The sequence below is a fragment of the Paenibacillus sp. J31R120 genome (assembly GCF_056269225.1).
Genome location: NZ_JBWDNN010000002.1, coordinates 677748 through 692348, shown reverse-complemented (window position 1 = coordinate 692348; position 14601 = coordinate 677748). Strand labels below are relative to the sequence as shown.

Annotated in this window: 15 protein-coding genes; 2 read left to right on the top strand and 13 right to left on the bottom strand. The window is 52.3% G+C overall.

Annotated features, from left to right (window positions below):
- Nucleotides 1-63: 63 nt before the first annotated feature.
- The 8 genes from AC0YNW_RS09615 to AC0YNW_RS09580 form a co-directional block, all read right to left on the bottom strand.
- The gene (locus AC0YNW_RS09615) at nucleotides 64-939 is read right to left on the bottom strand and encodes a hypothetical protein (RefSeq protein WP_475831757.1); all 876 of its coding nucleotides are present in this window, start codon (nucleotides 937-939) and stop codon (nucleotides 64-66) included.
- Entirely contained in the window at nucleotides 932-1471 is a 540-nt protein-coding gene (locus AC0YNW_RS09610) for an RNA polymerase sigma factor (RefSeq protein ID WP_475831756.1), read from the bottom strand. The genes AC0YNW_RS09615 and AC0YNW_RS09610 overlap by 8 nt, the downstream gene beginning before the upstream one ends.
- 274 nt (nucleotides 1472-1745) lie before the next feature.
- A complete protein-coding gene (locus AC0YNW_RS09605) occupies nucleotides 1746-2681 on the bottom strand; it encodes a TauD/TfdA dioxygenase family protein (RefSeq protein ID WP_475831755.1) in 936 nt (311 codons plus the stop codon).
- A gap of 189 nt (nucleotides 2682-2870) precedes the next feature.
- Nucleotides 2871-4223 carry an LLM class flavin-dependent oxidoreductase gene (locus AC0YNW_RS09600; RefSeq protein ID WP_475831754.1) on the bottom strand — a complete coding sequence of 451 codons (1353 nt, stop codon included), beginning with the start codon at nucleotides 4221-4223 and terminating at the stop codon, nucleotides 2871-2873.
- A gap of 42 nt (nucleotides 4224-4265) precedes the next feature.
- Complete coding sequence (locus AC0YNW_RS09595) at nucleotides 4266-4400, bottom strand: hypothetical protein (protein ID WP_475831753.1); 135 nt, start codon at nucleotides 4398-4400, stop codon at nucleotides 4266-4268.
- Between the two features lie 51 nt (nucleotides 4401-4451).
- Nucleotides 4452-5285: an ABC transporter permease gene (locus tag AC0YNW_RS09590; protein ID WP_387470071.1), complete on the bottom strand. Its 834-nt coding sequence runs from the start codon at nucleotides 5283-5285 to the stop codon at nucleotides 4452-4454.
- The gene (locus AC0YNW_RS09585) at nucleotides 5278-6153 is read right to left on the bottom strand and encodes an ABC transporter ATP-binding protein (protein ID WP_475831752.1); all 876 of its coding nucleotides are present in this window, start codon (nucleotides 6151-6153) and stop codon (nucleotides 5278-5280) included. The genes AC0YNW_RS09590 and AC0YNW_RS09585 overlap by 8 nt, the downstream gene beginning before the upstream one ends.
- A gap of 13 nt (nucleotides 6154-6166) precedes the next feature.
- Nucleotides 6167-7225 (bottom strand): ABC transporter substrate-binding protein, encoded by a 1059-nt coding sequence (locus tag AC0YNW_RS09580; RefSeq protein ID WP_475831751.1) that lies wholly within the window; start codon nucleotides 7223-7225, stop codon nucleotides 6167-6169.
- 380 nt (nucleotides 7226-7605) lie between these two features.
- On the opposite strand from AC0YNW_RS09580, the gene AC0YNW_RS09575 reads away from it, so the two are divergent.
- Nucleotides 7606-8880: a helix-turn-helix domain-containing protein gene (locus AC0YNW_RS09575; protein ID WP_475831750.1), complete on the top strand. Its 1275-nt coding sequence runs from the start codon at nucleotides 7606-7608 to the stop codon at nucleotides 8878-8880.
- Nucleotides 8881-8991: 111 nt separating this feature from the next.
- Here AC0YNW_RS09575 and AC0YNW_RS09570 read toward each other — a convergent pair whose 3' ends face one another.
- The 3 genes from AC0YNW_RS09570 to AC0YNW_RS09560 all read right to left on the bottom strand — a co-directional run bounded on the left by AC0YNW_RS09570 (nucleotide 8992) and on the right by AC0YNW_RS09560 (nucleotide 10914).
- Complete coding sequence (locus tag AC0YNW_RS09570) at nucleotides 8992-9165, bottom strand: hypothetical protein (RefSeq protein ID WP_475831749.1); 174 nt, start codon at nucleotides 9163-9165, stop codon at nucleotides 8992-8994.
- Nucleotides 9166-9318: 153 nt separating this feature from the next.
- Nucleotides 9319-10092: an SDR family NAD(P)-dependent oxidoreductase gene (locus tag AC0YNW_RS09565; protein ID WP_475831748.1), complete on the bottom strand. Its 774-nt coding sequence runs from the start codon at nucleotides 10090-10092 to the stop codon at nucleotides 9319-9321.
- 432 nt (nucleotides 10093-10524) lie between these two features.
- Nucleotides 10525-10914 (bottom strand): winged helix-turn-helix transcriptional regulator, encoded by a 390-nt coding sequence (locus AC0YNW_RS09560; RefSeq protein ID WP_475831747.1) that lies wholly within the window; start codon nucleotides 10912-10914, stop codon nucleotides 10525-10527.
- Nucleotides 10915-11027: 113 nt separating this feature from the next.
- On the opposite strand from AC0YNW_RS09560, the gene AC0YNW_RS09555 reads away from it, so the two are divergent.
- Nucleotides 11028-12044 carry a zinc-dependent alcohol dehydrogenase family protein gene (locus tag AC0YNW_RS09555; RefSeq protein ID WP_475831746.1) on the top strand — a complete coding sequence of 339 codons (1017 nt, stop codon included), beginning with the start codon at nucleotides 11028-11030 and terminating at the stop codon, nucleotides 12042-12044.
- On the opposite strand, the gene AC0YNW_RS09550 is transcribed toward AC0YNW_RS09555, so the two are convergent.
- On the bottom strand, nucleotides 12041-12850 hold the full coding sequence (locus AC0YNW_RS09550) for a response regulator transcription factor (protein WP_475831745.1): 810 nt from the start codon (nucleotides 12848-12850) through the stop codon (nucleotides 12041-12043). The two genes, AC0YNW_RS09555 and AC0YNW_RS09550, sit on opposite strands and share 4 nt — an antisense overlap.
- Nucleotides 12822-14537: a cache domain-containing sensor histidine kinase gene (locus tag AC0YNW_RS09545; RefSeq protein ID WP_475831744.1), complete on the bottom strand. Its 1716-nt coding sequence runs from the start codon at nucleotides 14535-14537 to the stop codon at nucleotides 12822-12824. The genes AC0YNW_RS09550 and AC0YNW_RS09545 overlap by 29 nt, the downstream gene beginning before the upstream one ends.
- Nucleotides 14538-14601: the final 64 nt, after the last annotated feature.

Genomic DNA, 14601 nt, shown 5'->3' with positions numbered 1-14601 from the left:
TTCCCTTCAAACACAATCATAAGCACATTTTACCGCATGCAAGACATGTTTTGAAGGATGGGCTTATGGCTCATTGACCAAGTTGGCTGTAACGACAGTTTGGGATAATTCATTATTGCTGACTTTGACATGAATAGATCTCGTCGTAATATTGCCATCGCGATCTGTAATGACAATCGTTATGGTATCCTGCAACAGCTCTTCAGGATAGCCTTCCAGTTGAATATGGCCTATCCCCGACAGACTGCCCGCTGCCATCTCCCTCTCTTCTTGTGATCCTGAAGGCGGCGGAGTAAGCCCCGCCCCGAGAAAACGAGAGAAGTTATCCTCTGCTGCCCACTTGTACAAATTCCACGCCGTCCAGAAATACCATATCTCACCGTAGTCTGTAAAATCCTCTTCAAAGGTCATCGTCATCTTTTTATCATACAGCAGATTGTAATCGGCAATTGAAATCTTCCGCTCCTCATCAAAGGTTTGATAGTATTCGAGGTTCCAATATTTCTCGTGCTGCGTCTTTGTCCAATCAGCGGCGTACAGGTATTCGTTTACGGATGAGATTTCGATTTTGGCGATATTGTCGCCCTCGATATAAAATTCCAGGCCCGGACGAGAATCGATGTTGCTGACCGTTGTACTGAATTGATCTGGAGATTTCTGACGGTCTGCGAGCTTGAACGTATGCGCCTCTTCACCGACTTTAAGATGAATGGCGTATACTGGCGCTGTTCCTCCAAAAGGACCGCTCAAGAAAACGACTACAGCCAACATAAGGCATAACGCAGGTGCAGCCCACCATATGTAACGATGCCTCGCGGGCCGCTCCCCGCTCGCCTCCGAGGACTGCTTGCGGTTCATGAGATGACTCCGCATCCTCTTCTTCTGAGACTCGTCTGGCGACATATTTTCAAATAATGAAGTTAGTTCCTCTCTACTCATACCTATCATCTCCCATCTGCAATTTCAGTCGTTTCCGCGCGCTTCTCATCTGCGACTTCACCGTGTTTGGATTCAGCTTTAACATAACAGCGATTTCGGCTACTTTATAACCTTCGTAATAATACAGGTACAGGAGCAGTCTGAGCGTCGATGGAAGCTTGCGCAGGTTGTCCTCCAACTCGCGGGTTTCAACTGTTGCTAGACCAGCTAGCTCCATCGTGCTGGGATCAATATCCACCACTTTTTTCTTCCACCATTTGCGGTGCATATCACGGCAATGGTTCCGGGCCGTCACAATTAACCATGCTTTCTCATGATCGCTATTGGCGAACAGCCTGTCGTTTTCCATTAATTTGACGAACACCGACTGCGCCGCATCTTCCGCATCCTGTTTGTTGCCCATAAGTGAATAGCAAACCCGGTAAACCGTGTCGATGTGCCGGTCATACACATCAAGGATTGAACTTTCCACGCCATCAGTGTCATAGGATACGACGTTGTTGTGGCGTGCGACTAACGAGGATATTTTCACTCTGCTTCCTCCTTTCTCCCCTAACACGATTCAGAGGGCAGAATGGTTTTCCGTGCATCCGCAATATTTGAACTTTTTGTGATTGCTGGGAATAACTCTCCTTTCCATTATGAACGGTTATTGGAAACTCATCTACCTTCATCCCTGCTAATTACTGATGCGTTGACGTTCCTGAAAATAAAAAAAGGTCGCAGCAGCTAGCCTTATGGCTAACGGATGCAACCTCTACTATTATAAGATTCGCTGCGACTAACCCGAATTTAATGGCATAACTTTAAGCAGATTCTGCCTCGGAGGCTTGCCCCTCGGACGACTTGTAGCGAGCTACGCTGCGACGTCCGTCAATGCTTACCGGCACGTCGCCGTCAATGGTCACACGGCGTACGACGCGATGCTGGTCGCCATAATCGTTGACCGCATAATGCTGCGTCGCCCGGTTATCCCAGATAACGACATCCCCTTCAGCCCAGCGCCAACGAACCGTATTCTCCAGCTTGGTCACATGATTTTGCAGCAGATTAAACAATTGATTGGAGTCCGTCTTGGACAAGCCGATAATTTGCTTCACGAAGTGCCCAAGCAACAAAGATCGCTCCCCTGTCTCGGGATGGACGCGGACGACCGGATGCTCCGTCTCATAGACGGTAGACCGGAACACATCTCGATGATATCGCTGAGCTTCCTCGGAGATCTGATTGCGCTGAGCCGCATAATCGTAATCGTTGCTATGGACGGCCCACAGTCCGTTCACCAATTGCTTGAGATCGCCCGGCAGCTGCTCGTAAGCCGCAGCCGTATTCGCCCAGACGGTATCGCCCCCGGCTTCGGGGATGACGACCGCGCGCAGCACGGAAGCCTGCGGATAAGCATCCACGAACGATACATCCGTATGCCACGAGTCGGCCCTGCCTCCATGAGCGGAATTCAACTCCAGCACATATTCAGTGCCCTGCTTGATTGGAACGGTTGGATGGGCAACCGGATCGCCAAGCTGATGAGCGAAAGCCTCTTGTCCCGCATCGTCCAGATGCTGCTGGTCCCGCAAGAAGATAACCTTGTACTTCAGCAGCGCTTCGCGCAGCGCCTCCAGCGTCTCCTGCGGCAAATCTCCTCCTAGCCGCACGCCTCTGATCTCTGCTCCAATTCTGCCTGCTACCGGGTGAATCGATAATGCCTCTGCCTTCTGAATCGATTGCTCTGCTTTGCTCATCTCATAACCTCCATTTGGTTCCCTTGTATCAGGGGATAGTGTAATGCGTCATGTTTCATGCGATCTATAGTCGATCATTCGTGGTTGTCAGAGTTAATGATGTTGCTTGCTCTTGCTGCAAGGCGGCATCCTTGGCTATTCCAAAAGAATCGACCTCCGCAGACCACCTCCAACAAAGACAGCCTTCCATTACTGCGAAATAGCCGCAGTTGTCGCAGTATGCACAGCCGGGTGATTCGGCCTCCGCAAGCCCAGATTGCCGCGCAGCGTATCCCCCTCATATTCGGTGCGGAACAAGCCTCTGTGCTGCAGCTCCGGAATAACGCTGCCTGCGAATTCATCCAGGCCGCCCGGCAAGTAAGGCGGCATCACATTGAAGCCGTCCGCGCCGCTTGATAAGAACCATTCCTCGAGCTGATCCGCGATTTGCGTAGCCGTACCGGCAAACGTCCGGTGGCCTCTGCCTCCCGCAAGGCGGTGAAGCAACTGGCGAATCGTGAGCTTCTCCCGCTCGGCCAAATCCACAACTAGCTGGAAGCGACTCTTATTGCCGTTGATGTCTTCCAGCTTCGGCAGCTCCGGAAGCGGTCCGTCAAGCGGATAGGTGTACAGGTCGACGCCCAGCATATTGGACAGCTGATTGAGCCCATATTCCGGCACCGTCAGTTCGTTGATCTCCTGCTCCTTCTCCTTCGCTTCGCTCTCGGTCGCACCGATAATCGGGCAGATGCCCGGCAGAATCAGCAGCTGATCCGGCGTCCTTCCGTAACGGAGCAGCCTGCCCTTCACATCCGCGTAGAACTGCTGCGCCTCTAGCAAGGTTTGCTGCGCCGTGAAGATCGCTTCCGCATATTGCGCGGCGAACTCCTTGCCGTCCTCCGATGAGCCGGCTTGAACCAGCACCGGGTAGCCTTGCGGCGGACGCGAGATATTGAGCGGTCCCCGCACTTGGAAGTGCTCGCCTTTATGCGAGATCGGCTGCACCTTCTGCGGGTCGGCGAATACACCGGAGTCGCGGTCGATGATCAGCGCATCATCCTGCCAGCTATCCCATAGCGCCGTCGTCACATCGAGAAATTCCTTAGCTCGCTCATAGCGCTTGGCATGCTCTGGATGCGTATCCCGATTGAAGTTCTGCGCCTCGTGAATACTGCCCGACGTGACGATGTTCCAGCCCGCGCGGCCATTACTAAGATGATCGAGCGAAGCGAACTTGCGCGCCACATGAAAGGGCTCATTGTAAGTGGTCGAGACGGTGCCGATCAGCCCGATACGCTCGGTGACCGCCGCCAATGCCGACAGCAGGGTGAACGGCTCCAGTCCGACGAATGCTCCGTGCTTCACATGCTTGTTGATCGACAGTCCGTCAGCGAGGAAGACAGAATCGAACTTAGCCGCCTCCGCCGTCTGGGCCAGCCGCTGATAATGCTTCAAATCGTTAATCCGCTCCGGCTCAGTCCCTTTGTACCGCCAAGCCGCCTCATGATGGCCGACATTCATAATAAATAAATTCAAACGCAATTGACGTTTTGGTTTACCCATTCTTCCTCTACCCCTTCCCCATTACCGGCTTCATGAGCCGTGTTATACGATTTGCAGGTGCGAGAAGATCAGCTGCGCTTGCTCTAAGCCGAGTTTTTCGGCTTGCAAGTGCTCGAAGATCAGCTGCGTATGCTCTAAGCCGCGTTTCTTGGCTTGCAGCACCACGCGGCGCGCCAACTCACGCTCTAAGCCGTGTTTTTCGACTTACAGCTCCTCGCTTCACCGAAACTAATCTCTTGCGTTCTGCTTCCAGCCTGTCAGCCGCTTCTCCAGCGATACGAGCACATAGTTCACGATGAGCCCAATGACGGAAATCGTAATGATACCTGCGTACATCTCGGTAATTAAAAAGCTGAACTGTGCGTACTGAATCAAGTAGCCTAGCCCCGACGTCGCACCCACCATCTCTGCCGCCACTAACACAAGAATAGAGCTTGCCCCCGCCTGCCGGATACCGACGAAGATCGTAGGGATCGAAGCCGGCACAATCACTTTGCGGAAGAGGCTGACTGCATTCAGCCCCATAGAACGGGCTGACTTGATCAGCAGCGGGTCCACATTCTTCACTCCGCTGATCGTATTAAGCAGCAGCGGGAAGATACAAGCGTAGAAGACAATCGCCACCTTCGACGTCTCGCCAAGACCGAGCAGCAGGATAAATACCGGTAGTATAGCGAGCGCAGCCGTATTGCGCATCAGCTCCAAGAACGGGTTCAAGTATTCAGCGACCGGCTTCCACCATCCGATCGCCAGACCAAGCGGAATGCTGACCGCGATAGCTAGCGAGAAGCCCCCGATAGAGCGTGTTAGACTCGCTGCCGTATGGTCCAGCAGATCGCCCGACAGCAACAGCTGCCACCAGGTAGCTAGCACCTGAGAGATTGGCGGGAAAAAGGTACTGTTAACGATGCCAAGCCGCGGCGTAATCTCCCAAATAGCCAGCAGCACCACAATTACGATTGAATTTTTGAATAGCTTGCTCAGAGCGGCGAACGACCAGCGCACAGCATCCAGACTTTTCGCCTTCGGCCATACCAGCTCCCCTGCCCTTCCATTAGCCATGTTTGGCCACCCCTTTCCTCGTGCTCGCCGATTTGAAGCTGTCCAGCGTCTTGCTCTTCTCCTGCTCCTGAGCGCGAACCACCTCATCCTTCAGCAGCTCCCATATTTCATGGCGCAACCGGACGAACTCCGGATTAGAGCGCAAATCCTCTTCACTGGTGCGGGATTCGAACGGAATATCGATCACTTGCTTGATCCGACCCGGACGGGAGGACATGACCGCAACGCGCTGGCCGAGATATACGGCCTCTTCAATCCCGTGCGTAATGAAGATAATCGTCTTCTTCGTTGTCTCCCAAATGCGCAGCAGTTCGCTCTGGAGCGTCTCTCTCGTCTGGGCGTCCAGCGCCGCGAACGGCTCATCCATCAGCAGCACTTCGGGATCGTAGGCCAAACTGCGCGCTATCGCCACTCGTTGCTTCATCCCGCCCGACAGCTCATGAGGATAGCGGTTCTCGAAGCCGGATAGTCCGACAAGATCGATATACTCCTTTGCCCGTTTCCTTCGTTCCTCGCGACCTACGCCCTTCGCCTCCAAGCCAAATTCCACATTGCCGAGCGCTGTCTTCCACGGAAACAAGGCATATTGCTGAAAGACGATTCCCCGATCCAAATTGGGACCGGTAATCGGCTTGCCGTCGAGCAGAATGCGACCGCTATTCGGCGTTGTCAATCCCGCCAACAGATCAAGCAAGGTTGATTTGCCGCAGCCGCTTGGACCAACAATTACCATGAACTCCCCTTGCCGAACCTCAAGATTGATATCATGCAGGGCCGACAACGGCTGCGCGTCTTCCTTCAGCGCGCCCATATTGCGCTTGATGCGAAATGACTTTTGCACATGCTCAATGCTTATTTTGACAGTCATCGCTCGCTCCCCCTTATTTGTTGAAAGGATTAAATTCATTCGTGAACAGATCAGACGATTGGTAATCTCCCGCCTTCTGCTCGCCTTCATTAACCAGCCAGTCGATCCACGTCTGGAATTCCTTCTCCGCGATCAGGCCGCCTTCACCGGCGACGCCCGTGCTCTTCCAATACTTGACCGTATCCTTGTCTTCCTTACGGTCCCGCTTCTGGATGATGCTCTCATATCTCGCGATGACTTCTTCACGCGGAGTATTGCGCGCCCACTCGATTGCTTTGGCTGTCGCTTCTATGAACTTGCTCACGGTTTTCGGATTCTCTTTAATGAATTTGTCCGTAAGCACATAACTACCTGCGCTGAAGTTGCCGAACAGTTCCTTGTCAGTGAAAAGCGGACGGATGCCGCCCCTCTCCAAAGCCTTGTCGCGCAATAGACCGCCCAATGTCGCTACATCGATCTGATTGGCCCGAAGCGTCTGCTCCGATGTAACCGGAGGCACGACCACAAGCGCTACCTGCTTGATCTCCTCTGCCGTCAGGCCCTCTCTGTGCAAATATTCCTTAATGACAAACTCATGATGAGCGCCAAGCGTGTTGACCGCGATTCGTTTGCCAATCAAATCTCGCGCCGACTGAATCGGGCTGTCGTCGAGCACGTAATATCCCGTCCAGGTATTGTCATCTACGCCGTAGTAGCTGATAACCGATTTGATTGGCGCTTTGGCGGCAATCAGCTTGACGATAGCCCCATTGAACGCCCCGCCAAAATCGGTATCGCCAGTCACAACAGCTTGAATATCCTGCGGTCCGCTAATCGTATTGCCGATAAACTTCAGCTTAAGCGGCGCCAGATAACCCAGATCCTCGGCCAGCTCCGGGAAAGTGACCGCCCCCACGCTGCCTTGGTAACGAAGCTCGGTAATCTCCAGCTTCTCGCCGTCTGCCGAGGCTGATGCGGCAGAGTCTGACTTGCCTCCGCATGCGCTAAGCAAGAGCACTGCAGCAAGCAGCAACGGCAACAGCCGAATTGAACTTTTCTGAGATCGGTGCTGAACCCGCATTGTTTTGATCATGATATCCCCACTCCAATTGTCGTATTATTCTGTCTATTTATAAAAGAGCTCTTCCCGCCGCTTGCAACAGTCTACTCGTTATTACGCCCCAAGAAGGTGCGGCAACAATAGAAATCCCTCATGACTTCCCAGCCGGGACTCATCTGCTTGCTAGTCATCGGCCTTCCCCCTTCGCCCAAACTCGGTTTGCGACTTTTTTCTACAGTCACATATATACACTTATTCCTATATACTTACTATGTTTAATTTCTTATAATTGACTATATGACTCCTCATTTCATGTGTCAACGGAGAAAGAGCAAGTGACCATGAATGACCATGAATGACCACGAGTAACTATTTTGAAGCGGCGGCAAGTTGCTTGAAGGAGGGCGTATCCGATGTCATTACAGCAGTTTAATTTGCTTACTTTGCATGAGGCGATGGATTTGCTAGGCATCAGCAGATCCACCTTCGACCGTTGGCGGAGACACAAGCAGCTTCCCTTTCGCAAGATCGGCAAGGAAATATGGATCGACAAGAACGAGTTGGAGACGTGGATTCATCGTCATGCAACTATTCTGCACAACGCGGCCATGTTGCAGGAAAGCGTAAAGAACATGCCAAGCAGACATCAGGAAATTCAGGACAGCGAGGATGATCCGAATAAGAGCCTCGGCTCTGCTGCCGATACTCCCATAATCGTCAACGTAGGATATCAAAGCCGTTCCGCGCAAATCTGGACTTCCTTAGTGATGAAAGAGCTAGGCTGGTTCGAGGAAGAATTGTCCCGTACGTTGCCGGGGAGGATTGTTAAGGTGCAATGGAGCGATGCGCCTAACGGACCGGAGCTTGTCCAGGGAATGATCGGCGGGCATATCCATATCGCCTCGCTTGGGGACTATCCCATTGCGCTATGCTCTTCGCTCGGCCAGGTCCTTCCCTCCTTCCGTCCGGTCTTGCTCGCTTGCGACGGCAAGACGCAAGGGGGACAAGGGATCGCTCTCGTCATTCGCAATGATATTCAGCTAAGGACCACCTCTCATATCGAGAGCCTGTCGATCTCCGCAGTCGCCCAGTCCAGCTCTGGCGGGCGCATGGCTAATATCCTTCGTACCTTCGGGATTGAAGACAGCCAGGTTTTGCATAAGGAGCTGGATGAGAGCATCACAGCTATGATGCGGCAGGAGCTGTCCGGGAGCGTGCTGAATGAACCCTATATCAGCCTAGCCAAGCATCACGGAATAGGTCGGGTACTGGCTCAAGAAGAGCCGGGAGACGACTTCCTGACCGGCATCGTCGTCGACGAAGCTTGGGCAAGCCGCCATCCCGCCGTCATTGTGGCTTATCTCAAAGCGCATCTGCGCGTGCATCAATTTGTACGGTCGTCCCCGCTTCGGGCGGCGAGCATCATCTCGCGACGCCAGGGCATACCAGCCGAAGTCGCCGCCTCCATCGTAGCAAGCGTACGCTGGGATTCAGCCCTGTACGATAAAGAACTAACCAGCTTGAACCGGCTGAACCGGGAACAATCCCGCAGCAATGGATGGCTTACAGCCGGGCATGGCATTCAGTACCGTTTCGAATACCTATATGAAGCGATGGAAGCTCTGCGGCTTCCTGTTCCAGGAACCGCGCTGCTACATGAAGACTGGGGCGCTCGTCAGCTGTTTTAGCTCTACTCCTTATTTAATCGCAAAAGATCAATCGCAGAAAAAGCAAAATAACCAGTCGCCATTTAACGGCGGCTGGTTTTAGTCAGTTGAATATCACTTCATTTTTTAGCTTTATTTTTGAAAATCATATGATTTAATCATTTTTGCTATACCTTTATAAGTCAGCCCCCAGATCATGGGGAAGAAGATAATTCCAATCATTAGGAGGCCAAGGAAGAAAGCAACTGTAAGAAACACCATACCTACCAAAGATGCTAATATAGCAATTTTCCCCTCACTATACACTTAAACTTCCTCCTTCCTTTTTAGTTCCATCTTATTCCATATTGCATCTGGTGTCTATTTTCACTTTAAGAGGAGTTAGGGCACCGGCACAATTGCATGACAAAAACCCCAGACACAGGGCCCGGGGCTTCATCCATTCGTATGCTTGTAACATTATTGATTCATCTGACCACCGTCAACGGTGTAGATGGATTGTGTGACATAGGATGAGTCGTCGGACAGCAGGAAGATCGCCACATTGGCTACTTCTTCCGCTTCGCCGTAGCGGCCCATCGGCACGGCTGCGCCGAATGCTTTTCTTGCTCCTTCGGCATCCTGAGGCACCGTATTTTTTTCGATCTGGCGCATCATGCGGGTGTTAATAACACCAGGCGCTACAGCATTGACGCGAACGCCGAATGGCGCTGTCTCCAGTGCAACTACGCGAGTCATCCCGATCAAAGCATGCTTGGAGCTGTTGTAGCCGACAAATCCGGGCGAGCCGATCAGACCAGCGCCGGAAGCGGTGTTCACAATGCTGCCGTAGCCTTGCTTTTTCATTGCTGGAACGACGTATTTCAGACCGAAGAAAGCACCCTTCACATTGACATTCAGAACCATTTCAAAGATTTCTGTAGGATAATCCTCTACATTGGCTGTAATGCCCTCAATACCGGCATTGTTGAAGAAGCCGTCGATTTTTCCGAATTTGGCGAGCGTAGCGTCTACATAAGCTCTAACCTCATCTTCCTTAGCTACATTCGCTTGCAGGGCAATCACTCTGCCCTCATCTAGGCCCAATTCCGAAATAACGGCCTGTACTGCATCCAATTTCAAATCGACTAAAGCAAGATTTGCTCCTTGCTCAGCCAATTTCTGTGCGGTTACTTTACCGATTCCGCCTGCCGCACCGGTTATAATAATGACTTTTCCATCGAATTTTCCCATATGAATAAGCCTCCTTTAGATTTATACCCAAGACATCTTAGGATTCGCCGCTATTAGGCTCTATATCCGAATTTACATACCCATCTCGTACTTTATATCAAATAAAACTTTAGTAGCTGTCTGCGCAGGACAACCTTACAAAAGCACTTGTCCCAATGGGTTTGAAGCCATTGCAACTTGTGCGATTTTGTTCACATCTTTATTGTACTACCTCGCACTTCTTGAACAAATCATTAGATTAGGAGCAAGTGTCGGATTCATCAACACTTCTGGCGCCAATGTCGGATTTGGAAGTGATTGATCTCATACGGGAAAACCGATAAACGGGTTGCTTGTTGTAACGGGGATCTAGCGGTGTTCAATAAAAACGGCCAGAAGGATGCTTTTTTAGAAAAAGCGTCCTTCTGGCCGTATCAGCATGTCTATAAAACCTCAGCTCTCCAGCTGGCGAACGGCAGCATCCTCTTCGCCAAGCCCATAGCTCTCTCTTGCCTTCTGAACCGATGGATAATGCTCGGCTGCCCACTCCTTCAGCATCTTCATGCAAGGAATAAGCGTCTCCCCTAGCGGGGTCAACGTATAATCCACAATGGGCGGTACAGACGGCGTAACTTTCCGTGCAACCAGACCGTCTCGCTCCAGCTGCCTCAGCGTCTGCGTCAGCATTTTTTGCGAGATGCCCTCTATGCGCCTCTTGATCTCTCCATAACGAATGGTTCCGTTTTCGAGAGAGTAGATGACAAGCGCGGTCCATTTGTTCGAGATGATCTCCAGGACATGGGTATAGCTGCATGCTGTATGTGAAATATCCGCAGGCTTCATAACCTCCGCCTCCCCTCACGCACCTTCAGGTTCGTAACCGACTTTAAAGTGCCGTCTAGCACCATCTTAGTTCATGAATTAAGGTGTGTCTATACCCCTATAAGGAGTGAGGAATGATGAAAGCATACGTTATCCAAGGAGGCTTTGGCCTCGATCATGTCACTGAAGCAGATCTGCCGATCCCGTCCCCGGCAAGGGGTGAAGTGCTCCTTCGAATGAATGCCGTGTCGCTGAATGCGCGCGATATCGGAGTCATCGACGGCTTCTATAACCCTGAGCTGAGTGAACCGCTCGTTCCGGTATCGGATGGTGTAGGCGAGGTTATTGCGTTAGGAGAGCATGCTGGCAAGTTCCAAATAGGTGAACGAGTAAGCCCGATCTTCACCCAAAGCTGGAGATCTGGCGAGGCTACGCGAGAGAACTGGATCACTTCGCTAGGAAGCCCGCTTCAAGGCTTACTTGCGGAATATGTTGTCCTTCCCGAGGAAGGTCTGGTTCGCGTCCCCGAGCACTTGACGGATATCGAAGCGGCGACGCTGCCCTGCGCCGGAGTGACGGCCTGGCATGCCATTGTCGAGGAAGGCAAGGTGAAGGCAGGAGACACCGTCGTCGTCCAGGGAACCGGAGGCGTCTCGCTCTTCGCCCTTCAATTTGCCAAGCTACAGGGTGCCAAGGTTATCGTCACATCTAGCATTGATGCCAAGCTGGCTCAGGCGAAAGCCTTAGGTGCCGACCACGGCATCAATTACAAGAGCAACGCGCAATGGGATCAGGCTGTACTCGCTTACACCGAAGGCCGCGGAGCCGATCATATCGTCGATCTCGGCGGCGGAGCAACGCTCAATCGCTCCATCTCCGCATTAAAGGTCGGCGGCCAGATCAGTATCGTCGGCATTTTGTCGGGAGCGAGTGTCGAAGGCCTTGCCATCGTACCAGCCATCCTGAGAAGAGCAAGGCTTCAAGCGATCAACGTAGGCAGCAGGGACATGTTCGAGCGGATGAATGCCGCCATCGCCCATTACGAGCTTCGCCCTGTCGTCGATACCGTCTATCCGTTCACGCAAGCGCTCGCAGCACTCGGCCATCTGGCGAAAGGATCGTACTTTGGCAAAATCGCCATCCAGTTCTAACCGTTCGCATCATGGTCCTCCTTCACCCCGTGGCCGTACGTCTCCTGATAGTAGCTAGGCGTACAGCCTGCGTATTTTTTGAAGATCGCGATAAAATATTTGTAGTCCTTGAAGCCGACATCGGCAGCAATCGCATAGACCTTTTCGTCGCTGTGCTGAAGCATCTCCATCGCTTTCTGGATGCGATAGCGGTTCAGAAAGTCGTTGAACGTATAGGTCGTCTCGCTCTTGAACTTCTGATTCAGGTACGTCGCGCTGACCTCCAGCTTCTCCACCAAATCCTTGATGCTGATCTTCTCCTTATAATGCTCCTGCACATATTGAAGCATCTTCGACACGTAACGGGACGACTTGCCCGGCAGCTTCACCACCGAAGCCTGCTGGGCTTCTCCGCTCCCCGTCCCGGATGTCTTCATCGCGGCGTACTGCTGCTTCATCTCCACCTGGCTCTTCGCACGCTCCAAGGCGGCCAGCAGCTGCTCCTGCTCCAGCGGCTTGAGCAAATACTCCGTCACGCCAAGCCGAATAGCCGCCTTGGCAAGCCGGAATTCATCGTAGCCCGACAGGATAATATAGCTGCATGACGCTCCTTCTACACTTTGCTCGATCATGGCTATGCCATCCATCAGCGGCATATTGACATCGACGATGACGATATCCGGCCGAAGAGCGGCAATCTGCCGCAGCCCTTCCTCTCCGTTCTCCGCTTCGCCCACCACGACACAGCCCGCGCCCATCCAGTCAAAAGTAAAACGGAGTCCCTTCCGAATCATCTCTTCATCTTCCACCAGCAGCACCTTGAACATCCGCTTCCTCCTTCCGGTACGGCAGCACGAAGGTCACAGCCGTCCCTTCGCCTTCGACGCTGTCGATCCCTATACCGTAACGATCTCCATACATCAGCACCAATCTTCTATGCAAATTATGAAGGCCGATATGCGGCGCGCGGTTATCCTGCGACAGCATGATAGCCCGCACCTCCGTGAGACGCTCTTCGCTCATGCCGCCCCCATCATCCTTCACCTCAATAATCAGGTCATCATCCCTCACATATCCGACTACTGAGATCGAGACAGATTGACGCCGGCGATACCCGTATTTGATTGCATTCTCAATAACCGGCTGCAGCATCAGTCTAGGCACGAGCGCACCCTTCGCCGCTTCTCCTACCTTCTCCTGATAGCTAAGCCTGTCCTTGAATCGCATCTGCTGCAGCTTCATATAACCTGCAATATACTCCAGATCAGTGCCGAGCACGACTTGATCCCGCTCATTGCCGATACTGTAGCGCAGATGCCGGGACAGCGTCAATACGATATCCTGCGCCAGCTTGTCGTCTACGACAATGGCGTACCTAAGCATCTCAAGTACGTTAAAAATAAAATGCGGATGAAACTGTGACTGAAGATGCTTCACCTCAATCACCCGGCGCAAATCCGACAACTCTTCGTTTTTGGCTATCAGCTCGTTAAGCCGCCTAAGCATCAGATTGTATTGATTCGCCAGCGTATCGAATTCGTCTCCAGTTCCAATATAGACATACGCATCCATATTGCCCGACTGCAATTCTCGGACGGCAAAGGTGAGCTTATCCATCGCGCGTGACTGGCGAGTAGAAATGAGGCGGGCGGAATACCGGATCAGAATCCATAGCAGCAAGCTCGCAAGCGCAAAGAAGACAGCCAGTGACAAGTAAGCCGCATGATTCCATTGAGCGGCGCTGAGCGTATAGATATGCCACTGCGAGGCAGGCACGTATGTTTCCTTGCTGTAATACCGTCCCTTATCAATCCAGACAAAGCCCTGCGGCTCGCCCGCCAGGCTATACTTGTTCATCATCCCGCGCGTCAGATTGCTCGTCGTTGCAATAATATTATGATAAGAGTCCGTTACTGCGGCTATTTCATTGTTTTGCACAAAGATAAGGTTCTGAAAGTCTTCTTCATACAGCTGATAGATCAAGTAGCCGACAACTCCGCTGCCGCTTGGAATCGCTCTCGCAAAGGTGTAGGCCGTATACCGGTCCTGTGAAAAGCGAATATGATTCGTCTCCGCAAGTGAAGACAAGCCCTGCCTGTTCATCCTGCGGACGATGGCTTGCAGCGCCTGATCCGTCGATTCCGAGCCGTAATTTGCGGAAGACGCCATAATATGACCGTCGGGACTAAGGATATGCATAATGCTCTTCACCTGCTGACGGCTATTGAAGCTGTAGAATCGTTCGAACAATTCAGTCCCCCCTTGCCCCGTCTCCACAAAGGAAATGACCGCCCCAAGCTCAGCGGCCGCATTCATCTCCTTATCGTAGGAAGCGTATACACTCTCCATAGCTGACTTGATCTTTTTGCCGGCATCTGCCGTCTGGCTGACCAGCAGCAACCGCGAGTTAATCATCATGAACAGCAGGAAGAGGACGAACAGAATCGAGATTGGCACTAGCGTATGCAGCAGAAACATCCGGCGCAGCGAATCTTTGAAGCTCCCTTTGGCCACCCTGCCTCTCCCCTTTCATGCGTCTCCTATTTTTTGCAGCTTACGGAAAGGCTATGCCTTGCCT